At 39.4% G+C, this 24002-nt stretch carries 23 protein-coding genes; 8 read left to right on the top strand and 15 right to left on the bottom strand.

The window, feature by feature from the left end:
• Window positions 1–4: 4 nt before the first annotated feature.
• Together UABAM_RS18850 and UABAM_RS18845 are read right to left on the bottom strand one after the other, a co-directional pair.
• Window positions 5–1033 carry a polyprenyl synthetase family protein gene (locus UABAM_RS18850; protein ID WP_151969558.1) on the bottom strand — a complete coding sequence of 343 codons (1029 nt, stop codon included), beginning with the start codon at window positions 1031–1033 and terminating at the stop codon, window positions 5–7.
• Window positions 1034–1192: 159 nt separating this feature from the next.
• Window positions 1193–2797 carry a glycerol-3-phosphate dehydrogenase/oxidase gene (locus tag UABAM_RS18845; RefSeq protein WP_151969557.1) on the bottom strand — a complete coding sequence of 535 codons (1605 nt, stop codon included), beginning with the start codon at window positions 2795–2797 and terminating at the stop codon, window positions 1193–1195.
• Between the two features lie 125 nt (window positions 2798–2922).
• Here UABAM_RS18845 and UABAM_RS18840 point away from each other — a divergent pair, with 125 nt between their 5' ends.
• The gene (locus tag UABAM_RS18840) at window positions 2923–3225 is read left to right on the top strand and encodes an ATP-dependent Clp protease adaptor ClpS (RefSeq protein ID WP_151969556.1); all 303 of its coding nucleotides are present in this window, start codon (window positions 2923–2925) and stop codon (window positions 3223–3225) included.
• 26 nt (window positions 3226–3251) lie between these two features.
• On the opposite strand, the gene UABAM_RS18835 is transcribed toward UABAM_RS18840, so the two are convergent.
• Entirely contained in the window at window positions 3252–3527 is a 276-nt protein-coding gene (locus tag UABAM_RS18835) for a hypothetical protein (RefSeq protein ID WP_151969555.1), read from the bottom strand.
• A 402-nt stretch (window positions 3528–3929) separates the two neighbouring features.
• On the opposite strand from UABAM_RS18835, the gene UABAM_RS18830 reads away from it, so the two are divergent.
• A complete protein-coding gene (locus UABAM_RS18830; protein ID WP_151969554.1) occupies window positions 3930–4574 on the top strand; it encodes a hypothetical protein in 645 nt (214 codons plus the stop codon).
• Window positions 4575–4677: 103 nt separating this feature from the next.
• Here UABAM_RS18830 and UABAM_RS18825 read toward each other — a convergent pair whose 3' ends face one another.
• The 7 genes from UABAM_RS18825 to UABAM_RS18795 form a co-directional block, all read right to left on the bottom strand.
• Window positions 4678–5070 carry a DUF2203 family protein gene (locus UABAM_RS18825; RefSeq protein ID WP_151969553.1) on the bottom strand — a complete coding sequence of 131 codons (393 nt, stop codon included), beginning with the start codon at window positions 5068–5070 and terminating at the stop codon, window positions 4678–4680.
• A 28-nt stretch (window positions 5071–5098) separates the two neighbouring features.
• Window positions 5099–5950: a nucleoside phosphorylase gene (locus UABAM_RS18820; RefSeq protein WP_151969552.1), complete on the bottom strand. Its 852-nt coding sequence runs from the start codon at window positions 5948–5950 to the stop codon at window positions 5099–5101.
• Between the two features lie 63 nt (window positions 5951–6013).
• Entirely contained in the window at window positions 6014–6700 is a 687-nt protein-coding gene (gene deoC, locus UABAM_RS18815; protein WP_229759433.1) for a deoxyribose-phosphate aldolase, read from the bottom strand.
• 205 nt (window positions 6701–6905) lie between these two features.
• Window positions 6906–7217: a EutN/CcmL family microcompartment protein gene (locus UABAM_RS18810; RefSeq protein WP_151969550.1), complete on the bottom strand. Its 312-nt coding sequence runs from the start codon at window positions 7215–7217 to the stop codon at window positions 6906–6908.
• Window positions 7214–7498, bottom strand: a complete 285-nt coding sequence (locus UABAM_RS18805) for a EutN/CcmL family microcompartment protein (protein WP_229759275.1) — start codon at window positions 7496–7498, stop codon at window positions 7214–7216. Before UABAM_RS18805 ends, UABAM_RS18810 begins: the two co-directional genes overlap by 4 nt.
• Before the next feature lie 2 nt (window positions 7499–7500).
• Window positions 7501–7947, bottom strand: a complete 447-nt coding sequence (gene rpiB, locus UABAM_RS34230) for a ribose 5-phosphate isomerase B (RefSeq protein WP_229759432.1) — start codon at window positions 7945–7947, stop codon at window positions 7501–7503.
• A 270-nt stretch (window positions 7948–8217) separates the two neighbouring features.
• The gene (locus tag UABAM_RS18795; RefSeq protein WP_151969549.1) at window positions 8218–8562 is read right to left on the bottom strand and encodes a EutN/CcmL family microcompartment protein; all 345 of its coding nucleotides are present in this window, start codon (window positions 8560–8562) and stop codon (window positions 8218–8220) included.
• 236 nt (window positions 8563–8798) lie between these two features.
• Between UABAM_RS18795 and UABAM_RS18790 the strand changes: the two genes are divergently transcribed.
• From UABAM_RS18790 to UABAM_RS18780, 3 genes are all read left to right on the top strand, one after another.
• Window positions 8799–10061: a M14 family metallopeptidase gene (locus UABAM_RS18790; protein ID WP_151969548.1), complete on the top strand. Its 1263-nt coding sequence runs from the start codon at window positions 8799–8801 to the stop codon at window positions 10059–10061.
• Between the two features lie 151 nt (window positions 10062–10212).
• The gene (locus UABAM_RS18785) at window positions 10213–11175 is read left to right on the top strand and encodes an ABC transporter permease (protein ID WP_151969547.1); all 963 of its coding nucleotides are present in this window, start codon (window positions 10213–10215) and stop codon (window positions 11173–11175) included.
• A 30-nt stretch (window positions 11176–11205) separates the two neighbouring features.
• Entirely contained in the window at window positions 11206–12570 is a 1365-nt protein-coding gene (locus UABAM_RS18780) for a hypothetical protein (protein ID WP_151969546.1), read from the top strand.
• A gap of 78 nt (window positions 12571–12648) precedes the next feature.
• On the opposite strand, the gene UABAM_RS18775 is transcribed toward UABAM_RS18780, so the two are convergent.
• The 4 genes from UABAM_RS18775 to UABAM_RS18760 all read right to left on the bottom strand — a co-directional run bounded on the left by UABAM_RS18775 (window position 12649) and on the right by UABAM_RS18760 (window position 18230).
• Window positions 12649–14742 (bottom strand): sodium-translocating pyrophosphatase, encoded by a 2094-nt coding sequence (locus tag UABAM_RS18775; RefSeq protein WP_151969545.1) that lies wholly within the window; start codon window positions 14740–14742, stop codon window positions 12649–12651.
• Between the two features lie 204 nt (window positions 14743–14946).
• Window positions 14947–15879: a CvpA family protein gene (locus UABAM_RS18770; protein ID WP_151969544.1), complete on the bottom strand. Its 933-nt coding sequence runs from the start codon at window positions 15877–15879 to the stop codon at window positions 14947–14949.
• Between the two features lie 13 nt (window positions 15880–15892).
• Entirely contained in the window at window positions 15893–17185 is a 1293-nt protein-coding gene (locus UABAM_RS18765; RefSeq protein WP_151969543.1) for a UvrB/UvrC motif-containing protein, read from the bottom strand.
• A gap of 4 nt (window positions 17186–17189) precedes the next feature.
• A complete protein-coding gene (locus UABAM_RS18760; RefSeq protein ID WP_151969542.1) occupies window positions 17190–18230 on the bottom strand; it encodes a branched-chain amino acid aminotransferase in 1041 nt (346 codons plus the stop codon).
• Between the two features lie 381 nt (window positions 18231–18611).
• On the opposite strand from UABAM_RS18760, the gene UABAM_RS18755 reads away from it, so the two are divergent.
• Together UABAM_RS18755 and UABAM_RS18750 are read left to right on the top strand one after the other, a co-directional pair.
• Window positions 18612–19343: a hypothetical protein gene (locus tag UABAM_RS18755; RefSeq protein WP_151969541.1), complete on the top strand. Its 732-nt coding sequence runs from the start codon at window positions 18612–18614 to the stop codon at window positions 19341–19343.
• Window positions 19330–19686 carry a PilZ domain-containing protein gene (locus tag UABAM_RS18750; protein ID WP_151969540.1) on the top strand — a complete coding sequence of 119 codons (357 nt, stop codon included), beginning with the start codon at window positions 19330–19332 and terminating at the stop codon, window positions 19684–19686. The genes UABAM_RS18755 and UABAM_RS18750 overlap by 14 nt, the downstream gene beginning before the upstream one ends.
• A 49-nt stretch (window positions 19687–19735) precedes the next feature.
• Here the strand turns inward: UABAM_RS18750 and UABAM_RS18745 are convergent, their stop codons facing one another.
• On the bottom strand, window positions 19736–20545 hold the full coding sequence (locus UABAM_RS18745) for a methylated-DNA--[protein]-cysteine S-methyltransferase (RefSeq protein WP_151969539.1): 810 nt from the start codon (window positions 20543–20545) through the stop codon (window positions 19736–19738).
• A gap of 130 nt (window positions 20546–20675) precedes the next feature.
• Between UABAM_RS18745 and UABAM_RS18740 the strand changes: the two genes are divergently transcribed.
• Entirely contained in the window at window positions 20676–23996 is a 3321-nt protein-coding gene (locus tag UABAM_RS18740) for a hypothetical protein (RefSeq protein WP_151969538.1), read from the top strand.
• The last annotated feature ends 6 nt before the right edge of the window (window positions 23997–24002 follow it).

Here is a 24002-nt window from a genome sequence, read left to right as displayed (position 1 = left end):
CATGTTATCTTACACTACCTAGCAATAGTTTTGTCCAATTGACAATCTCAATAGTACCGGGTACGTTTTGGTACGGACCTAGGGCGTCAATCGCCTGCTCAATTTCCCGTTCTAAGGCTTGAATTGTTAGTTCCGTAACACCAGTACTGAGAACAGCCTCTCCTAGTTTATTTACTTGCTCTTGGTCTAGCTCTGGATTTTTCCAATTTTCGCAAATCTCGCGGTATAGACTTTCATCCATACTTGCTGCCTTTAGGATTGGGAAGCTAGGATTGAAGTTACGAATATCTGAGAAACGCTCTTTCCCGGGGTCGCTTCCTTGTAAATCCCTTAGATCGTCTGCCATTTGGAAGGCAATTCCCAAATGTTTCCCGCATTTTTCAAAGCGTGCCGCCACTTCTTCATTCCCGACGTAAAATCCCACGGCTTGTCCACACCACGAAAATAGTTTAGCGGTTTTTCCTTCGGCAATAAAAAACCAGCCATCTAACTTGAAGTCCAGACGACCTCGGGCTTGAACCTCTAACATCGCGGCTCGTGTCATCGAATCGACAACTCTAACAGCTGTACGATGAATGTCGGGAACATATTTGTTCAAAAGGATAAACCCCAAAGACAAAACTAAGTCTCCCGCCAACACCGCGACTTTATTCCCCCACTTACAATTTACCGTTTCTAATCCACGGCGCAAATTACTTTCGTCTACAACATCGTCGTGTAGAAGACTAGCGGCATGAATCATTTCAGCGGCAACAGATATATCGAGTAATTCAAGTGGAGAAATTTCCATTGCTTCTCCATAGAGAGAAACAAGGCGAGGGCGTATTCTTTTTGCACCTTTTGCAAGGCACAAGTGACGTGCGGCTTCTATCAATATTTCTGGTTTTTCACATTCCGCAGGCAGTTCTTCTCCCAAAACGCGTGCAATCTTCTCTTCAACAGCATTCATAAACATACCTTGCGAAAAATTTGTTTGGTATGCCGCTGTCGGCGCTTCATTTTTTATTGCGTCTTTATCTATATGAGTAGACATATTTGTTCCTGAAAGCAATTGTGTCTTTTGATTCTGTACTATATATTAATTCACATAGAATCACTTTACCTACCACACAAGTTCAAGGTGTTCAAAACCTCTTGAACTCACACTATAAGATTAATCTATATTTTTGAAAAATTCAATGAAAAAATACGATTATTTGCTTGCGCGTAGATTGTCGTTCGCTGTTACAGAAAAATACTCTTGCCATTGTTGCTCAAAAGTTTTAGGAAACAACAGCTTTGTAACTTCTTTTATACCAAGATGATTACGTAGAGTTTCCTCATTCATTATCATTGCCAAGTTCGTACGTCGGCGTAAAAAATCGCTCAACTTGGTGACAATTTCACGCTTTCTCATGAATTCTGCTTCGCAGCGATAATAGCCAATTTCAGGTATTAATAACTCCTGCAAATGACAATCTCTACGGATATTCGCCAACAATTCAAAGGCGTCTATGTCATAAAATCTCCACCAACGTTTCGCATGCTTTCCCGGAATTTTTAGAACTTGCGCTTGATAAAAAAAAGTATCGCGGCACTGCTTTGAAGACTCTCCATACCAACGCCTTGCACTATGTGATAAATTTACACCACACTGCTCGGCGAAACGCACAACCTCGTTCCCCACGTTTAGGCAATCCGTCAATTTTCCCCCGAAAATACTGATGAAGTTATCTCCCACTTCGATAATGTGTTTACGAGACAGCTTCAACCAATCCGCAGCTTGGTCAGCTTCACGCTTTTCAACAACTAGGGGACGCACTCCACAACGTTCCGAAATGATATCATTGTGCGTCAGAGGTTTTTCCAAACACAACAGAGCGTTGATGTTTTGCAGAATAAAATCGCGATCTTCTTGGGTGACATGAGTCTTAGGTTCAGCGACCTTGGTATCCGTGGTTCCAATACATGATTTATCTCCCATAGGCACCACAAAAAACATACGTCCATCATTGGCAAAAAAAGTCAACACTTTTTGCGCTGGTGTGATTTGATCGACAATGATGTGAACTCCTTTGGAGAAAATGTGCTGATGTTTTGTCTTTTGTCCGCTATTTTGATTGTAAAAATCTACATGTGGGCCGCAAGCATTGACAATCAATTTAGAGCGTATGCGAAATGAGCGACCTCCCTGCAAGTCTTTAACAACAGTAGACCAACCATTTTCCTCTTGGGAAGACCCTTCGGCCTCAACATAATTTGCACAAATAGCCCCCTGGCGCATGGCACTGCTGATAAAATTAAATACAAAGCGCGAATCGTTATCCATCAAGTATGCGTCGGAATACTCTATTGCTCCGCTACAATTTTGCGTATTGATGACCGTGTGTTTTTTCTCGACAAATTTTTTGCTGAAAATACTCGGTTTCTTGGTAAATCCATTGCCAATCAACCAGTACAACCATGTTCCGAGATATAGAAAAAATCGCGGATGGCGCGTATTGCGGTTATGGGCGGTAAAAAAACGAATCTCGCGAACAGAAGAAGGAAAACTACGGCACAGTTTGTTGCGCGACAAGCACAGTTTACGTACAAGTGAGAATTCCAATCCTTCTAGATACTTTATTCCGCCCCAAACCAAATTAGAACTCGCCTGACTTGTCTCACTAGCAAAATCCGCACGGTCAATAACCGCCACTTTGGCTCCTTTTCCTGCAAGCGCTGCGGCACAAGAGGCACCATTAATGCCTCCTCCAATTACAAGTACATCAAAATTTTCCTGTTGCAGTTTATCAATATTTGTATTTCGTAAAGACATGTGAAAAATTTTCTATTATGTAGTAAAATGTTATTGTAGATTAGGGTATGTCATGATACGCCCTAAGAAGCACATTTTGTGCTCAGCAAGTTACACAACAATCGCTATTTTATAGTAAGGATGATATGGAGAAAAACGTTTTACAAACAAAAACTAAAAAACAATTGCAAAAGCCATCCATGTATATGGTGTTATTTCACAACGACGATTACACAACGGTAGAATTCGTCGCTTCGGTATTGATGACAGTATTTCAAAAATCATACTTAGATGCCATGCACATCACCATGGAGGTTCACAACAAAGGAATTGCACTTGTGGGGATATACACCTATGAAGTCGCACAAACTTCTGTCAGGCAAGTCGAAATTCTTGCAGAACAGTGCGATTACCCCTTTTTGGCAACTATGGAAGAAACAACTTTGTAAACAGGTGCATAGTGCACCTGCTTACTTTAGGCACTCAAGTTTTTAAAACGTTTGCTAAAAAACAATGTAAAACTTCCGAGGATAGGAAGCAAATAGCCAAGAGCGTAGTAATCTTTGTGCAGATAGACAAGATGGACAAGGGCTGCTAACAAACACATGTTATTTGCCAACAACGAGTAGCGAATAAAATCATACTTTGCTTCGCGTAGAACCCGAGTTCCCCAAAAAGAAAAACCCACAACTAAAATGAGAAGCGCTCCGCCCGCTACTGCTAGAATAATCATTGTTTGCGTGGTCATCATTTTGCTCCTAAAAAAATGCGTAATCGTTTCATAACGAAGATACTACCAAATTTTACAAAGTGAAAACATAAAAAAGAAAATTTCCACAATGTGGCCACCAAACGCAATTCCCTTTGCTGCTTACCCGACAAATTTATGTCTATGTTTATGTCTTTTTACTAACAAAACTAAAAACTATCGACAAAATAAACTTATAAGCTTCAAGCATTTATTCAAAATTCCCGCATTTGAAAACCCATTTCTATACAAAATTCAGTAAAGAATATATATTTTTTTATCTTTTTGAGACACGGAATAATATAGAATAGGAAATAAAAATATCCTGAATGAATTACAACTCAAAGACAACAACTCCAAAGGATAAAACAAACATTGGTAATTTAGTTATACTTGGAGTAATAAATGGCGAACAACAATAATTCTTTTACTGAAAATGTGGTGTGGCAACTGCTTCTTGCACAAATCTACTTTTCCATTGCAATGATATGTTTTATGTCTACGGATTATAATCCAGACCCGGTGTCTGATGGTGGGCTGATCCAGGCAGCAACGGGAATCATTCTGTCTTTTGTATTTCTTTATGCTTTGGTTCATACATTACATAAAAATAATTCGCATCGCGGACGCTGGTTCGTATGTACATACGTGATATGCGCATATCTCCTACGCGAGCTAGACTTTCATCGCAGATTTACCGATGATAACGTCACACGACTGACACTGTACACAGAATCCAATCCAATGATACAAAAAATAATTGGTGGCATTATCATGCTTCTTGTTTTTGCATCATTTGCCTACATCCTTTTTATTGGCTACCGATTTTTCCTACAGCAACTAATGGAGAAAACATATTGGATTATCATGATGTGCTTGTGGGCGGTTCTTCTAATCGGAGCCCAAGTTGTCGAACGTGCAGGACGGGAACGTATGTCGACAGTTATTGAGGAGAATATGGAGCTTCTCGCCTCCGGTGTAGCATTACTATGTATACTGTTTCGTCCATCGCAACTTCGCTTTGAAAATACAGAGAACAGCGAAGAATAGTTACAAGAGTCCGCCCTAACAACATTCAATAAAAAAAGCACACAATTAAACTTGTGTGCTTTTTTTGTTAGATTTTATACAAACCCTAAAAAATCAACATTTCTTACATAGAAGGAGTTTTTAGCTTATGTAGACTAAACTCTATTTTTTTGATGGCATTTGGCAAAAGATTGAGATTCTTTTTACCTATTTCTTTCCAATAGTAAATATCTTCTTCTCCCAACTGCCAATACAATTCGGCAATACCCGACTTACCTTTCCAATAAAAAGCCACCAAACCACCTTTTTCACTTTTAATGTGGCACCCAACACTGTGCAGTTCTTTGCGACATAACTCCATTTGACGCCTGATGTGGAGATAGTTATCGGTCTTCTTATCATTCATACCAGAAAGTTGTTGGTGAAGACTGACTAAGTCACTTACGACGCTTTTTACGTATGGTAAAGCGCTTTTTACTTCTTGCAAAGTAAATATTTTGGGAGTCTTTATATTCATAGTTTTGCCGAGTTTTTCTCGCTCCTACTTAAGTCAACCATGGATACCATTGTTCATTATTTTTTTCTTTGCGTATTTGATCTGTCTTATGTAGCTCTAACAAAGCTCCTAAACCTGCCAAAATACAATTCATTTCAGCAGAGTCTTTGTCTTCAGGAGAAATAAAGGTATTTTTCGTGCGATTTGCGTATGCAGCACAAACAGTACCAGCACGCGCTCCTCCGAGGTGAGACATTGTCAGTAAGACGCTTGTCTCCATTTCAAAATTCTTTACCTTCAATTTTCCTAATTCATCTAATAAATGAGGCTTACGCGGTGGAAAACCTGGAACATGACGCCCTTGGCCACCATAGAAACCAGGTGAGCAAGCGGTTAAACCACTATGATGGCGAAAATTTTGTTCTGCACAAGCTTTTTGCAACGCCCAAATAGTGTCAATATGCGCTAGGGCGGGATAGCCTTCCGGAACAAAATAAGTGGATACGTTTTCTAGGCGTACGGAACCTGTTGTGATGATTAAGTCGCCTAACTCAATATCTTCTTGAAGAGTTCCACAACTCCCCACTCTTATAATGACAGGATTATCAACACATTGTAACAGTTCAATAACAGCAATTTCCATATTGCCACATCCAATACCTGTTCCCATAACAGTTACTGGCATATTCTTGTATTTTCCTGTAAAAGAAATATACTCTCTGTTTTGTCGCGTTAGTTCTACTTCATCAAATAATTGCGATACGCGTTTTGCCCGAGCAGGGTCTCCACATAACATTATGTATGGAGCAACTTCTCCTGGAGCTAAATTCACATGATATTGGCGTCCGGTTTCTGTCTTTACAATTTCCGCCGATTGGATTTGCCCTTTTTCGTTTTCCACCTTCTATCTCTTTCTAGTACATATTTGCAACTTGTTAACTTCAAACAAAATAAGCTATGTATTTTAATAACCGCTTGTTGATCCTGAAGTACTATCATCTACAATTTTGACACTTGCAGAAGCCCCTATGCGGCTCGCTCCCATACGAATCATTAACTGGGCTGCTTGTTGATTGCGTACTCCTCCAGAAGCTTTTACTCCCATAGAGTTTCCGACAACACGGCGCATCAGAGCGATGTCAGACGCAGTAGCTCCCCCTTTAGAAAATCCGGTGGAGGTCTTCACAAAATCAGCTCCTGCTTTCTTAGCTAATTCACATGCTTTTATTTTTTGGTTATCATCTAAAAGTGCCGTCTCGAGAATTACTTTCACAATAGTGCCTTGTGATACGGATTTGACAACACTTCTTATATCTTCTTCCACATAGTCATACCCACCAGATTTTAAAGCTCCTACGTGTATCACCATATCAATCTCGTGAGCACCCTCTTTTTCAGCAAGCTGCGCTTCGTAAGCTTTTACCGCGCTTGATGTAGAACCAAGAGGAAAGCCAATAACCGTACACACCTTTACGCTGGAACCACGAAGTAAATCAGCGGCTAAACCTACATAGGAAGGCTGAATACAAACACTTGCGAAATTATATTGAAGCGCCTCATCGCATATTTTTTTAATCTCTTGGGGTGTAGCTTCAGGTTTGAGTAGTGTATGGTCAATGTATTTCGCCAAACTTCTCCCAACATCGGGTATTCCCAACCCAGCTCCTACTCTTGAAGCCCCTACGTTTATTAAATTCTGTACATCATCTGGTCTTTGTGAGGCACAGTGAAATTCCCCAGCACATCCACCACATTTTTCGCCTATGGGGCATTTGGTGTTTAGAGACTGAACAACTTCTTCGGTAATAACTTTAATTAACTCTTGCGTATCCAATTGAGAGACATCCTAACTAATACTATGACCGGGAAACAACTGGCCATGGACTTTGTAAAATAGTTTCATCAACATCAATATCGTCAACAACACCAACGATAAAAGATTGCAATGGAATTTTTTTATTATTAAAAGCGATTCGCGCCGAACCACCTTCTTTTACAACAAGAACAATGTCACCTTCACCAGCATCAACACGATCAAATGCAACCAAACTACTACCTTTTGGATTTCTATTTAAATCGATTGGTTGAACAAGTAACAAACGATTGTTTTCCAATTCTTTGTTTTTATGAGTGGCAACAACATTGCCCATAACTTTACATAAAATCACGATGTAGTATCCTTGACATAAGTACTTTCTACAATTCCCACAACAGCCGCGTCGATGGGAACCATATCGCGATGATAGGGGATGACAGCTTCATATGCTGTGATGTATAGTACAGTTTCTCCCGGTCCGGCCCCCACTGTATCCACAACCGTAATTGGTTGCCCAAGGTGTTGTCTGGTCACTCCACAAATAGGTTGCATAATTTGCATTTTAGCATCTTCCAGGCCAGGGTATTTTTGAGTTCCCCATATTGTTCCTATGATAATTCCCATTTGTGGCATGTTTAACCTCTCAAATATTTTCTTTCTGTCGCCATTATTTTATCTACGCGACGTTGATGACGTCCACCGGCAAAAGGTGTATCCAGCCAAGTCTTGACCATTTCAATCGCCAGACCTTCTCCAATCACTCGGGCTCCGAGGCTCAATACATTGGCGTTGTTGTGTTCTTTTGAGTTTTTCACTTCAAACAAGTTATGACAATGCGCCGCTCTGACACCCGGTACTTTGTTTGCCGTCATAGCGCTACCAATTCCCGCCCCATCAATGACAATACCAAAAATGCAATTTTTTTGGGACACCATTTCGGCGACTGCGTGCGCAAAGTCTGGATAATCTACCGAGTCAGTGGAGTGCGTTCCCATGTCGCACACATCGTAACCCCATTTGTGTAGTTCACTAATCAATACTTTTTTTAGGGGAAATCCACCATGATCGCAACCAATAGCAATACTTCGAGGATTCTGAGGAACAGAGGAAACACTTTGGTTTCCACTTACTACGCGAAATTCAATGTTGTGCGTTTCTGCTAAGTCACGTGCAAGCGTCGTAATTACGGCATTACTTGTTATGGAAATATACTTCGCCGATTTATCTAGAGAACGAACATGCTCTTCGTTAACAAAGTCCAAAGGCTTTGTTGTACTGCTGTTCTCTCCCATGCGAGCTAGAAGTTTTTCTTTAACTAACTGCTCTATTTTTACACGATCTACCATAGTTTATTATGTCTCCGCCACACGATTTATTCTTTCAGAGACATCCTGTTCACGACCTTGGTACTCTCTCATTAGATTTTCAATTGTATCATAGTTAAGGTTTTCAACTATCGCCATAATGACTGCGTCAACAGGTTTGTTATGTGTTTCCTGTGTTTGACGTGCAGAACTCCCCTGGGCAACAAGTACAAGCTCTCCTACTCCTGCCGATACCGTATCAACGGCAATTACGAAATTGGATAGTGGCTTTAATTCCAGGTCCACCGCGCGAACAATTAGTAAGCGTAAACCTTCTAACTTTTCATCTTTTTGGGTTGCCCATACTGTACCGATAACTCTTCCTAAGAGCATATTATTTATACCTTTTTTGAAATAAAAATATCATTAAAATTCCTAAGGGGATTTATAGTAGACCCCAAAAAATGCTAACATTTTTTACCATTTATTGCAAGACTTTTATCAGCGAATAACAGCATCTGAAAAAGTATTTCACAAAAAAAAAATTTTGTGTATAATTTATAGCATGTAAAAATTTAAATTTAGAAAATTTTACTCCGATACGTCGGAAACCCGATGGAGGTCAATAGATGTTTCGTAATACATGCATCGTATTAATTGCTCTTCTTGTTGTTTGTGCTTCTGTAAACGCAGAAGAAACAAAGTACTCTTTAGTAGAAATCAAGATGGATACTAACAATGCTCAAAGCATTCATCAATTGGGTTTAGCTATAGATTGCTGTGGACGTACAGAAACACGCGATGGTGAAGTCACCTTCCAAGTTCCTGTGTCTCAAGAAGAACTAAAAATGCTCAAACAACAACGCTCTTCTTTCAAAGTAATCGTTGAAGATATGAGCAAGCACTACCAAGAAAAATTCAAGTCGTTAACTCGCGAAGACATTGCAGCATCTCAGCCACGCAACACCAAGTGGAAGTTAGGTTCAATGGCTGGTGCATACACCCCTCAAGAATACCTAGATACACTTGATTTCATCTATAATGAATTCAAGAGCACAGGTCTTGTTGCACAAAAAAAATCTATTGGTAAGACCCACCAAGGTCGCGACATTTACATGATCAAAATTTCTGATAATGTCAACCAAGATGAAGGCGAACCAGCAGTTCTTATCACAGGCGCTCACCACGCTCGTGAATCTGCAAGCCCAATGTCTGTAACACGTTTTATGTTCTACCTACTTGAGAACTACAAAACAAGTACTCGCGTACAAAACGTCGTTAACAATCGCGAAATGTACTTTATTCCTATCATCAACTTCGATAGTTACGTAGCAAATCACCGTAGTTATCCAAACGGTGGTGGTATGATTCGCAAAAACCAAAATGGCGTTGACCTAAACCGTAACTATGGCCCAATGAAATACTGGAACTACCCAAATAGTGGTTCAAGTACATCTCCTTGGAGCCAAACTTACAGAGGTTCTGCACCTTTTTCTGAAAAAGAAACACAAGTAGTACGTGACTTCGTTCTTAGCAAGAAGAATATCCGCACTTGCTTGAACTATCACACCTACAGCAACCTTCTTATCTACCCTCTTGGTATTCGCGATCAAATAGCACACAATTACTATCGTGGTATGGCGTCGAGAATGACCAAAAAGAACGGTTATCGTATCGGTACAGCAGAATATCTACTATACGCTGTTCGCGGTGTATCTGATGACTGGTTTCACGATGTAGGTGTATTTGCGATGACACCTGAAGTTGGTACTAGCGCAGATGGTTTCTGGCCTGGTCCAAGCCGTATGGTTAAACTAGTAGAAGAAAACATCGAAATGTGCTTACAAATTGCTGAAGAATCAGGTAAAGTACCTCCTCTAAGAGAAGAGTAATCTTTATCTCTCTATCAATTTGAAGTCTACAAAGCATTGGTTGTAAAAAACCAATGCTTTTTTATTTGATTGACAACAAAACAGCGATTCATATAATATCGATTCTTTAAGCAATAATAAATTCATACTCTTTTACAAAGGATTTACAAAGGTGTTTCGCATTTTAGCCATTACAAAAAATACCCTTTCCGAAGCGGTGCGACAGCCTATATATCTTATTATCTTACTTTGTGGCATTTTCGCCATACTCGCCTCCCCTTACTATACACTATTTGCACTACTCGAAAATGATAAGTTATTAAAAGATATGGGAATGGCCACCTTAATGGTAATAGGAGTTCTAGTCGCCGCATTTACCGCTTCAAGTGTTATACACCGCGAAATAGAAAATAACACTTTAATGACCGTGATTTCAAAACCTATTTCGCGTCCGGAGTTTCTCGTGGGTAAATTCTTAGGAGTACTGCTTTGTGTATTTATAATGGAGTACCTCTTGGGTTCGATGCTTTTAAACGTCACGCGTACGAAGATTACAGAGGCAGCTTACTCACTGACAGACTATCCCGTTCTAGTAGGATATGCATTCGCCACACTATTTTCCATGCTCCTAGCGGCCTATGGCAATTTTTTCTACAACAAACCATTCACCTCGTCTGTCGTAAATAATTTAATCGTGTCATTTACGATGGTATTCATAGCGCTCTGCCTTATCAACAATCGTTGGCAAATGCAACCGTTTGCCAAAGGTTTAGATGTACAGCTCTTAATAGCTATTCTACTTGTCATTATGGCCACTGCTTTAATTTGTGCTGTTGCTGTTGCCGCTTCAACAAGACTTTCTACTGGCTTTACTTTCGCCACTTGCATCTCTTTTTTCTTGATAGGTTTATTCTCCGACTATATCTTTGGTCAGCACATGGCGACATCACAAATCAGCAAAATCTTATACAATATTATTCCCAATTTACAAATGTACTGGGTAATTGATATTATTCTCGATGAGAAAACGATACCGATTAGTTATGTCTACCAAATACTTGGTTACACTGTATTGTTTCTGATGGCCATACTAAGCCTAGCTATGGTTCTATTTGAAAATCGCGAAACCAACTAATTCGTCCGCAAAATAGAACAGGAAAAACTCATGAATGAAATTAATGCTATCGCGCACAAAGTATTGCAGGAAGCAATGCGTTTAAAAACTCCTCTTCTTTCGTTTGTAGCAGTGGTTGCTTTATTGATCTATTTTCCATTCTCTTTGCGCGGAGACGGAACAGCATTAGGGCAAAGTAAGCTAATTTTGTTGTATAGCACCATGCTACTATTTACACTACTTTCCATCCAAACAGTGTATCTAGGGATATTGTCTTTCACACAAGAAATAAAACACAAGCAATTTTTTCTAGTAGATGCCAAACCAGTTGCACGATGGAAATTCCTCTTGGGAAAGTTATGGGGTTTGGCAGTCCTCAACTTCATCCTTCTTCTTATTCTTGGAACGATTATTTACGTGTCAATATATCTGTTCGGATATATGAACACAAGTGACAAACAACAAAGGCAATTTGAAAACCAATTCTTTACCGCATCCGACTATATTAAGCCATATTTTCCAGAAGAGGCTTTTGAAAAAGATGTTGACAATCGCTATCGGCGCCTAGCTGCGGAAAACAATTTACAAGAAGGTCTTGGAGAACAACAAATAAAAGAACAAATTCGCGGCAGGCTTCGTCAATCTTTACAACATGTTCCTCCTGGGCAAGGAAAAATCTTTATATTTACGGATTTTCCCGATTGGTTACGCAAAAGCAAACAACAAATACGCATTCGTTATAAAATATACAGCCCGAATTCCATGTATGGTTTTCGTATCAAAACCAATTGGATTATTGGTAGTTATACAAAATACTCTTTTTCTAGTGAAACGAAGGTGGGAGAATTTGCAGAAATAAGCGCTCCCTCAGATGCGATTGATCCCCAGGGCAATTTACAAATATCATACGTCAATAAACACCAACAAGCTGGTAGTGTGTTTTTTCCGATTGAAGATGGTATTGAAGCATTGTATCCACAGAGTATTTTTCTTGTGAACTACGCCAAATTCTTGTTGTTGATGTTTTTTGTTTTAAACTTTTTAGCAGCTCTATCTTTGTTTTTCGCCACATTTCTATCTTTCCCTGTTGCCACGTTAAGTACCTTCTTCGTCTTTATACTGGGGATACTGATGGATTTCTTGCGACAATTGTCGGTAAGAGGCGCAAACTTAATCGCAGAAGAACGAGACAGCTTTCTGAGTTTTCTCTACCAAAAATACTATAACTTGCTAGACATTCTCGTCCCTAACTTCTCTGACTTTTTGGCTTTTGATCACATCACCACAGGTAGGTATATCGATTGGATCATTATGTCCCAAGGATTTGTTTTTCTCATTCTGATAGATTGTGGGCTGTTGTTCGCTTTTGGTTCTTATATTTTCTTTAGGCGTGAAGTGGCAAAACCACTATTGTAATTCTGCGACGACAAAAAAAAATTGTAGGACATTTCTGTCCTACAATTTTCAATACTATATCACTCTTTGGCTAAAAGATTACGAAAATAACTTCGCTAAGTACTCTTTAACCACAGGGTTCAATGCAGCGATAAGTGGGATAAAAACCAAACTTACTGTACACATCAATTTAATCAAAATGTTCATTGATGGCCCAGATGTGTCTTTAAATGGGTCACCAACGGTGTCCCCTACAACAGCCGCTTTGTGAGGCTCACTGTTTTTTCCACCTAAAGCTCCACCTTCGATGTACTTTTTGGCATTGTCCCATGCACCACCGGCGTTTGCCATGAATATAGCAAGTAAAACACCTGAAAGTAATGCACCTGACAACATCCCGCCAAGAGCTTCAAAACCAAGTAAAGATCCGACAGCTAGAGGAAATAACACAGCAAGAAGCCCAGGTGCTACCATTTCAACAAGTGCACCATTTGTGGCAATTTTTACGCAACTTGCGTAATCCGCTTCGTTTTTACCTTCCAAAATACCATCGATCTCTTTGAACTGTCTGCGCACTTCGTTTACCATAGTATTTGCAGAACGTCCAACCGCCTTCATTGTCATCGCACCAAACAGGTAAGTGATCGCGCCACCGAGAAGTAGACCAATCATTACTGTTGGGTTTAAAATATCCAATGTAAAACTTCCAACTCCTTGACCACTTAGGCCTTCCACTTCTTTTGCGTAAGTAGAAAAAAGAGCCAGAGCTGTAAGAGCTGCAGAACCAATCGCGAAACCTTTACCGATAGCTGCTGTGGTATTTCCAGCGGCATCAAGTTTGTCTGTACGTTGACGAACTTCAGGTTCACATTCACTCATCTCTGCGATTCCACCAGCGTTGTCAGCAACAGGTCCGTAAGCATCTACACCAAGAGAAATACCTAGAGTAGCTAGCATACCTACCGCACTGATAGCGATTCCGTAAAGTCCGGCGAAGTGGTAAGCGATAAATGTGGCGATGGCAACACAAAAGATAGGAAGAGCGGTAGATTGTAAACCAACAGAAAGACCAGCAATGATGTTGGTTGCAGATCCAGTCTTTGACTGTTCCGCGATCCATTTTGCGTGTTTCTTTTGTTCGGAAGTGTAATGCTCTGTTAGTAAACCAATGATTACACCCAAAAACGATCCACCAACAATCGCAATAAATACTCCCCATTCGTGCTTACCTTCTACACGAACACCGGTGTAGTTGATGAGGAAAGCGGCAGCACCTGCTAGTAGAATACTTGCGATAAGTAAACCTTTAGACAATGCCCAGTTTAATTTAGATTCATCGTTGGTACGTACGAAAAAAGTACCTGCGATAGAACATAAAATACCTACTGCAGCGATGACAAGAGGTAACAATGCTGCTGCTGCTTGCATTTCACCGGAAAAAGTTGTCGCTGCCAGAGCAATAGTTGCCACAATAGAGCCAACATAACTTTCGTATAAGTCCGCCCCCATTCCCGCAACATCCCCTACGTTGTCCCCTACGTTATCCGCAATTGTAGCTGGGTTACGCGGGTCATCTTCAGGTATTCCCTGCTCTACTTTACCAACTAAGTCTGCTCCAACGTCCGCGGCTTTGGTAAAAATACCACCACCAACCCTAGCAAACAAAGCGATTGCAGAGGCTCCGAATGAAAATCCAAAAACAGGCTTGGGGTCACCAAATACATAGTACAGACTCGCAACACCCAATAGACCCAATCCTACTACAGTCAATCCCATTACGGTACCAGAAGAGAAGGATACTCTTAAAGCAGAAGATAAACTTTCTTTCGCAGCCTCTGTTGTTCTAACAGCACTACGAGTAGCGATCCACATGCCGATCCATCCAGCAAGAGCTGACGTAAAAGCACCAATAACAAATGATAGTGCTGTTCCACCAGTACCTAACTCTTTGCTAAACATTACATTTTGTTTATCAATAAAAATAAAAATGGCCGCTGTTACTAAAATGGAAAATACAGTTAGAATTGTGTATTCTGTTTTCAAAAACGCCTTAGCTCCTTGTTGGATAGCTTCGGCAATTTTTTGCATTTTTTCTGTACCCGGAGATTGCTTTAAAATATTTAAAGTTAAAAATACAGCAACTCCTAAGGCCGCAACAGGGGAAACAAAAATTAGAATATCTAGAATATTCATATATTAAAACTTTCTTGTACTAAAACTTTTATAAAAGTTGTTGAAAAACGTCTATATAACTCGAAATGTACAGAAAAATAGTTACACATAGTGTAAAAACTTTACTTTTTTGTACATCCTATAGAGGATTATGATTCCACTTAATCATTACGATGTTGAATTATCCTAATTACTATTTTTTTATCAAGAAAATTTTAAATTTTCCTAAGGCATCTCTCGTAAAAACTTTTTAACCTCTTCTGACTTTAAAAGTTCTTGAAGGCGCTTTTGATATAAGAATATAAGAATTTTGCGCGGCGTATGTGTAGGAGCCTTAAGAGTTCGAATGCCATTTATATTTTTTTTCCAAATTTTTTTGGCATTTTTCAATTTACTCACCACTTGGACAAAATTCTTACCATCCTTGCTATCGCGAAACTCGCTAATTGCTTTGTTGTTATAAACCACGGGGATCAGAATATTTAAGGCTTTTCGTTGTACATCGTATTCTCCAGGATAAAAATCCCCCATGAGACCGTGCAACTTCCATCTACTTTCCATGTCCATGATACGGTAACGTCCACCTAATAAATCGGCGGTTTCGGCTATGTGGTATTTTTCTTCTACAGAAACAAACGTTGGCAAAATTAACGAACTTTTTACCTGCTCGGGAAAGTTTGTCATGAGAAAACTGCTAAAGTAGACAATCCCCAAATACAGATAGCAAAGAACAAAACCTTTGATGATGCCTGTCGCAACTCCGAGGCGAAAAGAAATATCGCGTAACCACACCTTGCTATGAAACTTACGCATCACCGCAAAAAGTAATTTCTTGCTTAGGTACAAAAATCCCAAAGCAAATATCACAAACCACACAATATATGCATAATGAAGACCTGAGAAGAAAAAACCAAAATTAGTGGTATGGGCAACCCATACCGCCAATACCCACGCCACAAGTATTGCGGAAATTCCAAATATCAAGTTAAGAACTTCGCGTAAGCCACCCTGAAGATAACCAGCAACGGTGGCAAAAACGAGAAGAATACCAATAGGTGCGTCAAACCACGACAATAATCCCATTGCCGCAGCCCAACAACACAAAAACGCAAATATATTTATTGCTAAATAAATAGCAGTGGTATCTTTTTTCGCCATCTATTTTCCTTCACTAAAATCTTTGCTTTTTTAAAAAATGATGATAACTCTGGGCAAATCGATGCGCTTCATCGCGTACATGGCACAATAAATGATGAGCCAAAGAGTTCTTTGGTAATGGCAACGGTTTTTTTGCTCCAGGAAGAAAGATTTCTTCGTTTTTCTTCGCCAGAGAAATCACCATGGGCAACGGAACATCTAATTTCTGCATTTTATCAATAATTGCAGATAGTTGTCCTTTGCCGCCATCAACTAAAAATACATCGGGAGCATCGCGTTTTTTGTCTTGTCCCGTAAAACGCCTTGTAAATACTTCTTGTAACATACGATAGTCATTGCAATGGGCATCCACCTTGATACGGTAACGTCTGTATCCTTCCTTGTAGGGAAATCCACCGACAAAAGTCACTAGGCTTCCTACAGCTTCTTTGCCTCCATGATGAGCGATATCAATTCCTTCAATAACATTGGGTAAAGTATCTAACTCAAGAACCTCTTGCAACATTTTTAGTGCGGAAACGGGATTTACATCAAAATGTTCCCCAGGAAGATAATCCCCCTGGGTACCCTTCTTATCCAAACTTTTTATCGCAGCTATCTGATCGCGTATTTTTGCAGCGGTTTCATAGTCCCACTGACGAGAAGCCTCATCCATGTCCTTGTGCAGATTTTTTAACAACCGTTTGCTTTTTCCTTGGAGAAAACGCGAAAACCCCTGCATGTCTTTTTTGTAAGATGCACTGGTAATACGTCCCACACAAGGAGCAGAACAATACTTAATTGCTGCAAGCAAACATGGACGATAGTATTTGTTTTTAGGGTCCCCTTCTTTGATATCCAAATCACATGTCCGAAATTTAAATATCTTTTGCAACAGTTTAAAACTCACTTTTAAACCGTAACCATCAATAAATGGTCCAAATAATTTATATTGCTTCGCCGATAATTCATGTTCTCGGCCGATCACAACTTTCGGGAAATCTTCTCGTTTGGAAATACCAATAAAGGGATACGATTTACTGTCTTTTTGTCGTGTATTGTACTTAGGTTGTAAATCCTTGATGAGTTTTGATTCAAGAATGAGGGCATCGACTTCCGAATCTGTTTCCAAGACTTCGATGTCACAAACTTTTTTCACCATAAGAGCTATTTTTGGTGCATGTTCTGCGGATTTTTGAAAATAACTGGAGACGCGATTTCTCAAACATTTCGCTTTGCCGATGTAGAGAATCTTTGCTTCTTCGTCTTTCATTAAATATACGCCAGGGGTTTGTGGCAACTCCCTGGCAATTTCTAACATATCCATACCGTTACTCGATTACATAACGCCAATTATATTTATCTTCTGCGATACCGTGTTGGATATCCAATAGCTTTTGGTATATTTTTTTACTAATCGGTCCAGGTTCGTTGTTATTCATCACAATTTCTTTATCTTGATAACTAATAGAACCAATAGGCGTAATCACCGCTGCTGTTCCACTCGCAAACGCCTCATCACAATCAAAAATATCGTCGACGGAAATACTACCTTCATGCACATCCATCGCAAACTCGTTTTTGGCCAAATGCAAAATAGAATTTCGTGTAACTCCAGGTAAAATACAACCATCTAATGCCGGAGTGTAAAGTTTATTGCCCTTTATACAAAAAAAGTTTGCCGCCCCTACCTCTTCAATATGTTTATTGTCTTTTGCATCTAGGTAAAGGATTTCTTGAAAACCTTCGCTTTTTGCCATTTTAGCAGGCATCATACCAATACAATAATTCCCGATTGCTTTTACTCCACCTGTCCCACCTGATGCTGCGCGGTGGTAGTTTTCGGTAATTTTCAACTTAATGCTTTCAAATCCAGAGCGAAAGTATGGTCCCACAGGACAAGCATAGGTAACAAATGTGTATGATGGTGCAGGTGCTACCCCTAATACAGGTCCTGTTCCCCAGACAACAGGGCGTAAGTATAGGGCCCCTTGAGCAACGGAATCCTCTTGGTAAGGAGGTATGAACTCTTTGTTTGCCTTGGTAACTTCGGTGACTGCTTCCATAAATAAATCTTGTGGTAAAGGTGGTATACATAACCGCTTACAACCATTGTGTATTCTATCTGCATTTTTTTGGGGGCGAAACAAATATACATGTCCATCGCGGCCGCTATAGGCTTTTAGACCTTCAAAAAGTCCTTGTCCGTAATTTAAAACTCCAGCAGCAGGAGAAATTTCTATATTGCCAAATGGTACACATCCTGTTGTTTTCCATTCGCCATCAGAACAAGTCGCAACAAACATATATTTTGTAGGGAAAAACTTAAATCCTAGTTTTTTCCATTCGATGTGTTTATTTATTTCATTCATTTTATTTCCCCTTTCCCCAGGAAATCAGGAACATATCCCTGTTTTAAGAGATGAAACGGTCTTTGTATTGTTTTGTGTTTAATCTCGGTTGTTACCAAAAAGTATTTCGTGAACATTGCAACACCTTATTAATATGTTAAAATGTGCTATACAATGAGGTCTCAAGTCATAGATCATAACCTTTACCAATTGCGATGTCACAGCCACAAATTAGTTGTGAGTGACACGCCAAGACTCTTTTGTCATTATCAAAGAACAAATAGCATCTCTGTGGGATAAAATATCATGGTATGTTTTCGAATTTTTAAATATTATATCATAAATTTGTTATTTGTGTTTGTGTGTTTTTGTATTTCTTGTAGCAATAGACCGCAAACACAAGTGATGAAACTCACCGTGCGCCATTTTGTTCCACAAGTCACGTTACCCAAAGAAATAAAGAATTTTCATTTACAAATACAAAACAAAAGTAAACTTCCTACGCAAAAAGTCACCAGCGACGTCATTGCTTCCGTGCGAAAAAACTTGCCCCAGTTACAAAATGTAGAAGAAGACGAAGCACAACTGCTCATTACCCTTTACGTAGAACCGGCCAAAAAAAATGTTATCCAAAAAACGCGCACAAAATTAAAATTTCGCAATGGTTTTGCCAGTATGCCCATCGAAGAGAAATTTACCTACGATGCTTTTGTCGAAACGTACCCGGTGAGATTCACTTTCGAAGATCGCGAGATCAATTATATTTTTTACCAAAAACAGTTATCTATACCACAGAGTAACATTTCGCAATTACGTCATTTTCTCGATCCTAAAAAGCACACATCGCAAATGAAGTGGATGCTCAATGACTTAGATGCGCAAGCGAAACAAGCAACAAAAAAAAGTGAATTTAAAAAAGCAATATCCATATTAAGTGAACTCATCAATGATGTTCAACGCATCATCGACAAAAAAAAACAAATTTCATTGCAACGCATGCATGTTCTTGGTACTTTATATCATAATAGATCAATTATCTTAAAAGTCTTAAAACAAAACGACGCCGTGGCTAGAGACAAGCAAAAAGCAAAAACCATTTTTTCTTTTATAGGTAATTATTATGACAGGAAATGATCCAAAAGACAGAAGATCAGTATCCAGAATAGATTCGATCAATTTTGTGTCGTATCAATATATGGATGAAGAGCAAAATGCTAAAGTAGAAGGATTAGGCAGAACTTTAGATATCTCACTTAAAGGGATTAAGTTAGAAGTACCAAATGATAAAATTCCAAAAGATGAACTTTATCTGTACATTGCCTTGGAAGAAGCCGTTATTGAAGTACCTGCAGCCATTGCACATATCGCTGCGAGTAAAGAAGGTTTTTCGGAGGTAGGCATTCGTTTTGAAAATATATCACGCGGTAACGAATTAGTCTTGGAAAAATTCTTACGTGAAACAACTTCCCTAGATTAGGGTGAATCCCCCCTAATAAAAGCAATACCAATGTATTGCTTTTGCATTTTTAGCTCTGCGCTATTTCCCAACCCAAAATAGCTTTCTTTCGGACCTTACCCCAACGGTAATTATTAAAATAACCCATTTTACGGATAACACGATGGCAAGGGACTAAGAAAGCTATTGGATTTTTTGCAATCGCGCTTGCCACAGCTCTCACAGATTTTTCGTTCCCCAAATAACGGGCTATATCAGAATAACAAACCACTGTTCCCTGGGGGATTTGCAGTAGCGCTTCCCAAACTTTAATCTGAAATTTAGTCCCGCATAATAAAAGATGTGTAGAATTTTTATTATAAAAAATTTTCTGTACAACACACGCGACTCGCTTGTTATCTTCCACAAGATTTGCGGACTTCCATTTGCGACAAAGATATGTATAAAACTCCTCAAACGCAAAATGCATCTCGCATATTCCGCGATCTGTCATTGCCACAGAGCACTCCCCAAAAATTGTAGGATAAACGCCATAATAAATGGTAACATTTTTTCCAAAAGACTTGTATTCCCCAGGTGTAACCCCTTCATATGTCACAAATAAATCGTGAAGTCTGCTAGATCCTGATAATCCTGTATCGTAAGCCGTAGACAAAATACTACGCGACTCTTCTAATAATTTTTTTGCATGTTCTTTGGATATAAATTGCATAAACCTTTTGGGGGTTACCCCTGCCCAACGACGAAATAGGCGTTGAAAATGATATTCACTTAGATGAACGTGTTTCGCCACCTCCCCCAAATTTGGCTGCGAGCGAAAATTATCTTCGATAAATAGCAACGCTTTTTCAATAACCTGATAATCTGTTTTTTTCTCCATGAGATTTTAACTCCTCAAACATTTTATGTTGTTAGACGTATTCTAATTTATGTTAAAGTATAAAATCGACCCGATTCTTGCGGTTTTTCCAAGATGAAAAAAATAATTTTGATTTAAGGATGTAAATTTTATGAGAAATGCTTTTTTGTTATTTCTGATCTTCACAACGATGATCACAGCGGAGGATTTAAACTCTTCACAAAAAAGTCAATTAAAAACAGCCAATGGCTATCTTGAAAAAGCAGAAAAAGCAACACACGTATCAATTATGAAAAATTACGTGCGCTATGCAAAAAGTATCGTAGAGTCACTTGTAAATAGCAAGCCAGACAACGAACAGGTAAAAAATCTGCAACAACGTTTCCAAAATATACAGCAAAAAATTACTGTCGCCGATGTTGAAAGCAAGTTAAAATTTTCACTACGCGGTGTACAAAGTAGAATAAGCAAGTATAAAAGCCCAACACAAGTTCCCGATTGGCAAAAAAGTTATTTGACTTCTTCATTACAAACAATTCAACAACAAGTGCAAACGCTCAAAGACGCCAACGGCAATGCTTCTTTGATACAAGAAGGTGAAAAAGCCATTTCCAGCATAAAATATCTTCTTGGCCAGCAGCAACCTCAGCAACAAAAACAACCACAACAGCAGCAACCAATTAAAGTAACCGCAGCGCAAAAATACAATATTCAAAAAGCCGCTTATTACTTAAACCGCGCAGGTAGATCTACAAATGTATCCGCGCGCAAGCAGCAACTAAAAAATGCCTTGGGATATTTACAGCAGTTACAACAACAAATCCCTCAAGAACAAAATGTCAAAAAATTAACCGAATTTTATGATAAGCTCTTGGCAACGGTTACTCCAAAGCAAAACACCGCACAGAACAATACACAAAACCAAAATCAAAATAATAGCCAGAATACTCCTAAAGGTTTAAATCCTCAACAAAAAAGTGATCTACGCCAGGCCAATTACTACATTGATCGTGCGCGAAGTTTCTCAAGCCCCGCATCGCGAAAACGTCAACTCGCATACGCCGACGGGTTCATAAAAAGACTACAGAGTGTTCGTGAAAACGCCGAAGTACAAGAAATGCTTAATAAATACAACGAATTGGCCAAGGCCAACACCACACCACCACAAAATACAGTACAAAACAATACACAAAATCAGAATCAAAACAATAATCCCAATACTCCAAAAGAACTAAACCCTCAGCAGAAAAACGATTTACGCCAGGCATACTACTATATCAACCGCGCACGAGGCTACTCAGACGTGGCTTCACGAAAAAGTCAACTTCGTTATGTTGACGGCTTTATCAAGAGATTACAAAGTGTTCGCGACAACGTAGAGGTCAAAAAAATGCTTGCCGCATATAACGAACTGGCAAATGCAGCACCACAAAATACAAACACGCAAACCACACAGCAAAATCAACAAACGCAACAACCAAGTGCAGCAGAAAAAAATGCTGTTTCGCGTCTGCGCAGTACATTTAGTTTTGCCAAAAGACATATCAACCAAGGTTTGCAAATCCAAAAGGAAATTCAAAGCGGACAAAAAGTGTCTTCTCAGCGTTTTTCGTATCTTCTACAACAACTTGAGCAAAAAATGAAAGAAGCCACACCTCATATCGAAGTGTTGAGCAAAAATGCGAAAAATTACCCAGAGCAAATCGCAAAATTTACACAACTTGTTGATGTGACAGAATTTTTACAAAAAAGTCTCAAAGAAATAAAGGCCAAAGAATTAAACAGAAGTGTAGAAAATTCGTTGGCGTGGTCTAGAGGTTACATGAAAGAAGTAGAAACGACACTAAAGAACTACGCTACGCAAATTACCTCTAGCCGTAGTCCCGAAGACACCTTGCGTTCCATTATGCGACAAATTGATTTTCGTCTAAATAAAATTGCGGAAACCTTACAACAAGAAAAGCGTTCTTACGCCGACCATCCCATATTTCAAAAAGCTGAACAGCGCTACGTTTCTTTGGTGCAACAGTATAAAAAAACCATTCCCGAGATGAAAGTTGTTGTGATTATTCAGCAGTCACTTCTTTTGGGTAAAAGTGCCGATGAGTCGCGAGAATCGGCAAAACAATTCTCCCATTTTAGCGAAAACACTTCATTCAAAGATGCTTTAAAAAAATATCAACAAGCTATCGATATCATTCAACCTTTCGCAGAAGCTCCCTACTTTAAAAAGCTCATTGCACAGCACCAAAGTAGTGCGCAAAAAACACGAAAGCTCGCCGTGGAAAAATCAATACAAGCGGCATTACAAGCCACAGAAAAAGACTACTTGAATTGGATTTTACCCAATGTAAAGTGGGCCGAAGAATACGCTGGTAATTCTCCGGAATTAAAGAAGTATGTAGAAGAACAGCAAATTAAAGTCGTAGAAAAAGCTTGCCAGGCAGCGTTCAAGGACACCAAGTCGATGGACAAAAACTTCTCTTATTGGAATTCCAAAAAATGGGAGCACATCGTCGCACTTGCAAAACGTAATGAAAAAAATCGCGCCGCGGTTGTGAAATACAGTAGTCCCTTAGGCAAACAAAAATTAGAAATGCTCTTTAGTGTGTTGCAAGCAAAAGAAATGGACCCAGAAGAGCAACAAAAGACCGCACAAAACACTTACGAAGCGGTAAAAAGTTTTGCCGAAATGGACAACAACTTTGCTGCGGAATTCAAGCAAAAACAAGCTCAAATCGACGCTCTAATACAACAAAACATCCAAGCGATTGAGCAAAAAAAATTAGAGGCGGAAAAACAAGCGCGTATTGCCAAAGAAAATTTTGAAAATAGCCTAAGTGGTGAACAAAGCGTTGTGTACAAAGAATGGAAAGAAGAGTATCCCACAGAGCGAGAAGAAAAACCCAAGTACACACGTTGGCTATATGTTAAGAAAAAAAGTAAATACGTAAATGAACACCATACTTATTTATTTGATGCCGCAGGAAAATTGACCAAAAAGTTGGTCGAAGAACGTGGCGGAGGAGAAGTTCACGACTGGCTTTTCCACAAGTTTCACAATTCAACGACATATACTTCCATTGCCTCTGTATATAGCAGCGGCAAGGTCTATGGTTATCACAAAGGTTCATGGACGCAAATCGCTGAATTTAAAGACAACGGAAAAGTCTACGGCTACCGCGATGATTCCTGGATGCACATCGGTGAATTTCGTGAAGACGGACGCATATGGGGTTACAGGGGTTCCTCATGGTCACATGTCGCTACCATAGAAGAGAAAGCCGTGAGAGGCTATCATGGTAGCAGTTCATGGGGAGTTATTGCCGAATTTAGAGACAACGGTAAGGTTTATGGTTACAATCTAAAAGGCGATTGGGGTCAAATCAGCATGAAAATTGCTTCTCGAAAGTATGCGATCGCAACAATTGTATTTATTATTAATCGTCGTAACCCTTATATGTATAAGTAACTCTCA

It is taken from the genome of Candidatus Uabimicrobium amorphum (assembly GCF_009002475.1).
Taxonomy (GTDB): Bacteria; Planctomycetota; Uabimicrobiia; order Uabimicrobiales; family Uabimicrobiaceae; genus Uabimicrobium; species Uabimicrobium amorphum.
This window is presented reverse-complemented; position numbering and strand designations above follow the sequence as displayed.

Excerpts from the sequence above, each read along its gene's own strand:
- UABAM_RS18780 (WP_151969546.1), top strand. The coding sequence starts at position 11,206 with ATGAATGAAATTAATGCTATCGCGCACAAAGTATTGCAGGAAGCAATG.
- UABAM_RS18830 (WP_151969554.1), top strand. The coding sequence starts at position 3,930 with ATGGCGAACAACAATAATTCTTTTACTGAAAATGTGGTGTGGCAACTG.
- UABAM_RS18765 (WP_151969543.1), bottom strand. The coding sequence starts at position 17,185 with ATGGATATGTTAGAAATTGCCAGGGAGTTGCCACAAACCCCTGGCGTA.
- UABAM_RS18845 (WP_151969557.1), bottom strand. The coding sequence starts at position 2,797 with ATGTCTTTACGAAATACAAATATTGATAAACTGCAACAGGAAAATTTT.
- UABAM_RS18825 (WP_151969553.1), bottom strand. The coding sequence starts at position 5,070 with ATGAATATAAAGACTCCCAAAATATTTACTTTGCAAGAAGTAAAAAGC.
- UABAM_RS18805 (WP_229759275.1), bottom strand. The coding sequence starts at position 7,498 with ATGCCACAAATGGGAATTATCATAGGAACAATATGGGGAACTCAAAAA.
- UABAM_RS18770 (WP_151969544.1), bottom strand. The coding sequence starts at position 15,879 with ATGGCGAAAAAAGATACCACTGCTATTTATTTAGCAATAAATATATTT.
- UABAM_RS18790 (WP_151969548.1), top strand. The coding sequence starts at position 8,799 with ATGTTTCGTAATACATGCATCGTATTAATTGCTCTTCTTGTTGTTTGT.
- UABAM_RS18795 (WP_151969549.1), bottom strand. The coding sequence starts at position 8,562 with ATGCTCTTAGGAAGAGTTATCGGTACAGTATGGGCAACCCAAAAAGAT.
- UABAM_RS18775 (WP_151969545.1), bottom strand. The coding sequence starts at position 14,742 with ATGAATATTCTAGATATTCTAATTTTTGTTTCCCCTGTTGCGGCCTTA.
- UABAM_RS18760 (WP_151969542.1), bottom strand. The coding sequence starts at position 18,230 with ATGAATGAAATAAATAAACACATCGAATGGAAAAAACTAGGATTTAAG.
- UABAM_RS18850 (WP_151969558.1), bottom strand. The coding sequence starts at position 1,033 with ATGTCTACTCATATAGATAAAGACGCAATAAAAAATGAAGCGCCGACA.
- UABAM_RS18835 (WP_151969555.1), bottom strand. The coding sequence starts at position 3,527 with ATGATGACCACGCAAACAATGATTATTCTAGCAGTAGCGGGCGGAGCG.
- UABAM_RS18745 (WP_151969539.1), bottom strand. The coding sequence starts at position 20,545 with ATGGAGAAAAAAACAGATTATCAGGTTATTGAAAAAGCGTTGCTATTT.
- UABAM_RS18840 (WP_151969556.1), top strand. The coding sequence starts at position 2,923 with ATGGAGAAAAACGTTTTACAAACAAAAACTAAAAAACAATTGCAAAAG.
- UABAM_RS18740 (WP_151969538.1), top strand. The coding sequence starts at position 20,676 with ATGAGAAATGCTTTTTTGTTATTTCTGATCTTCACAACGATGATCACA.
- UABAM_RS18750 (WP_151969540.1), top strand. The coding sequence starts at position 19,330 with ATGACAGGAAATGATCCAAAAGACAGAAGATCAGTATCCAGAATAGAT.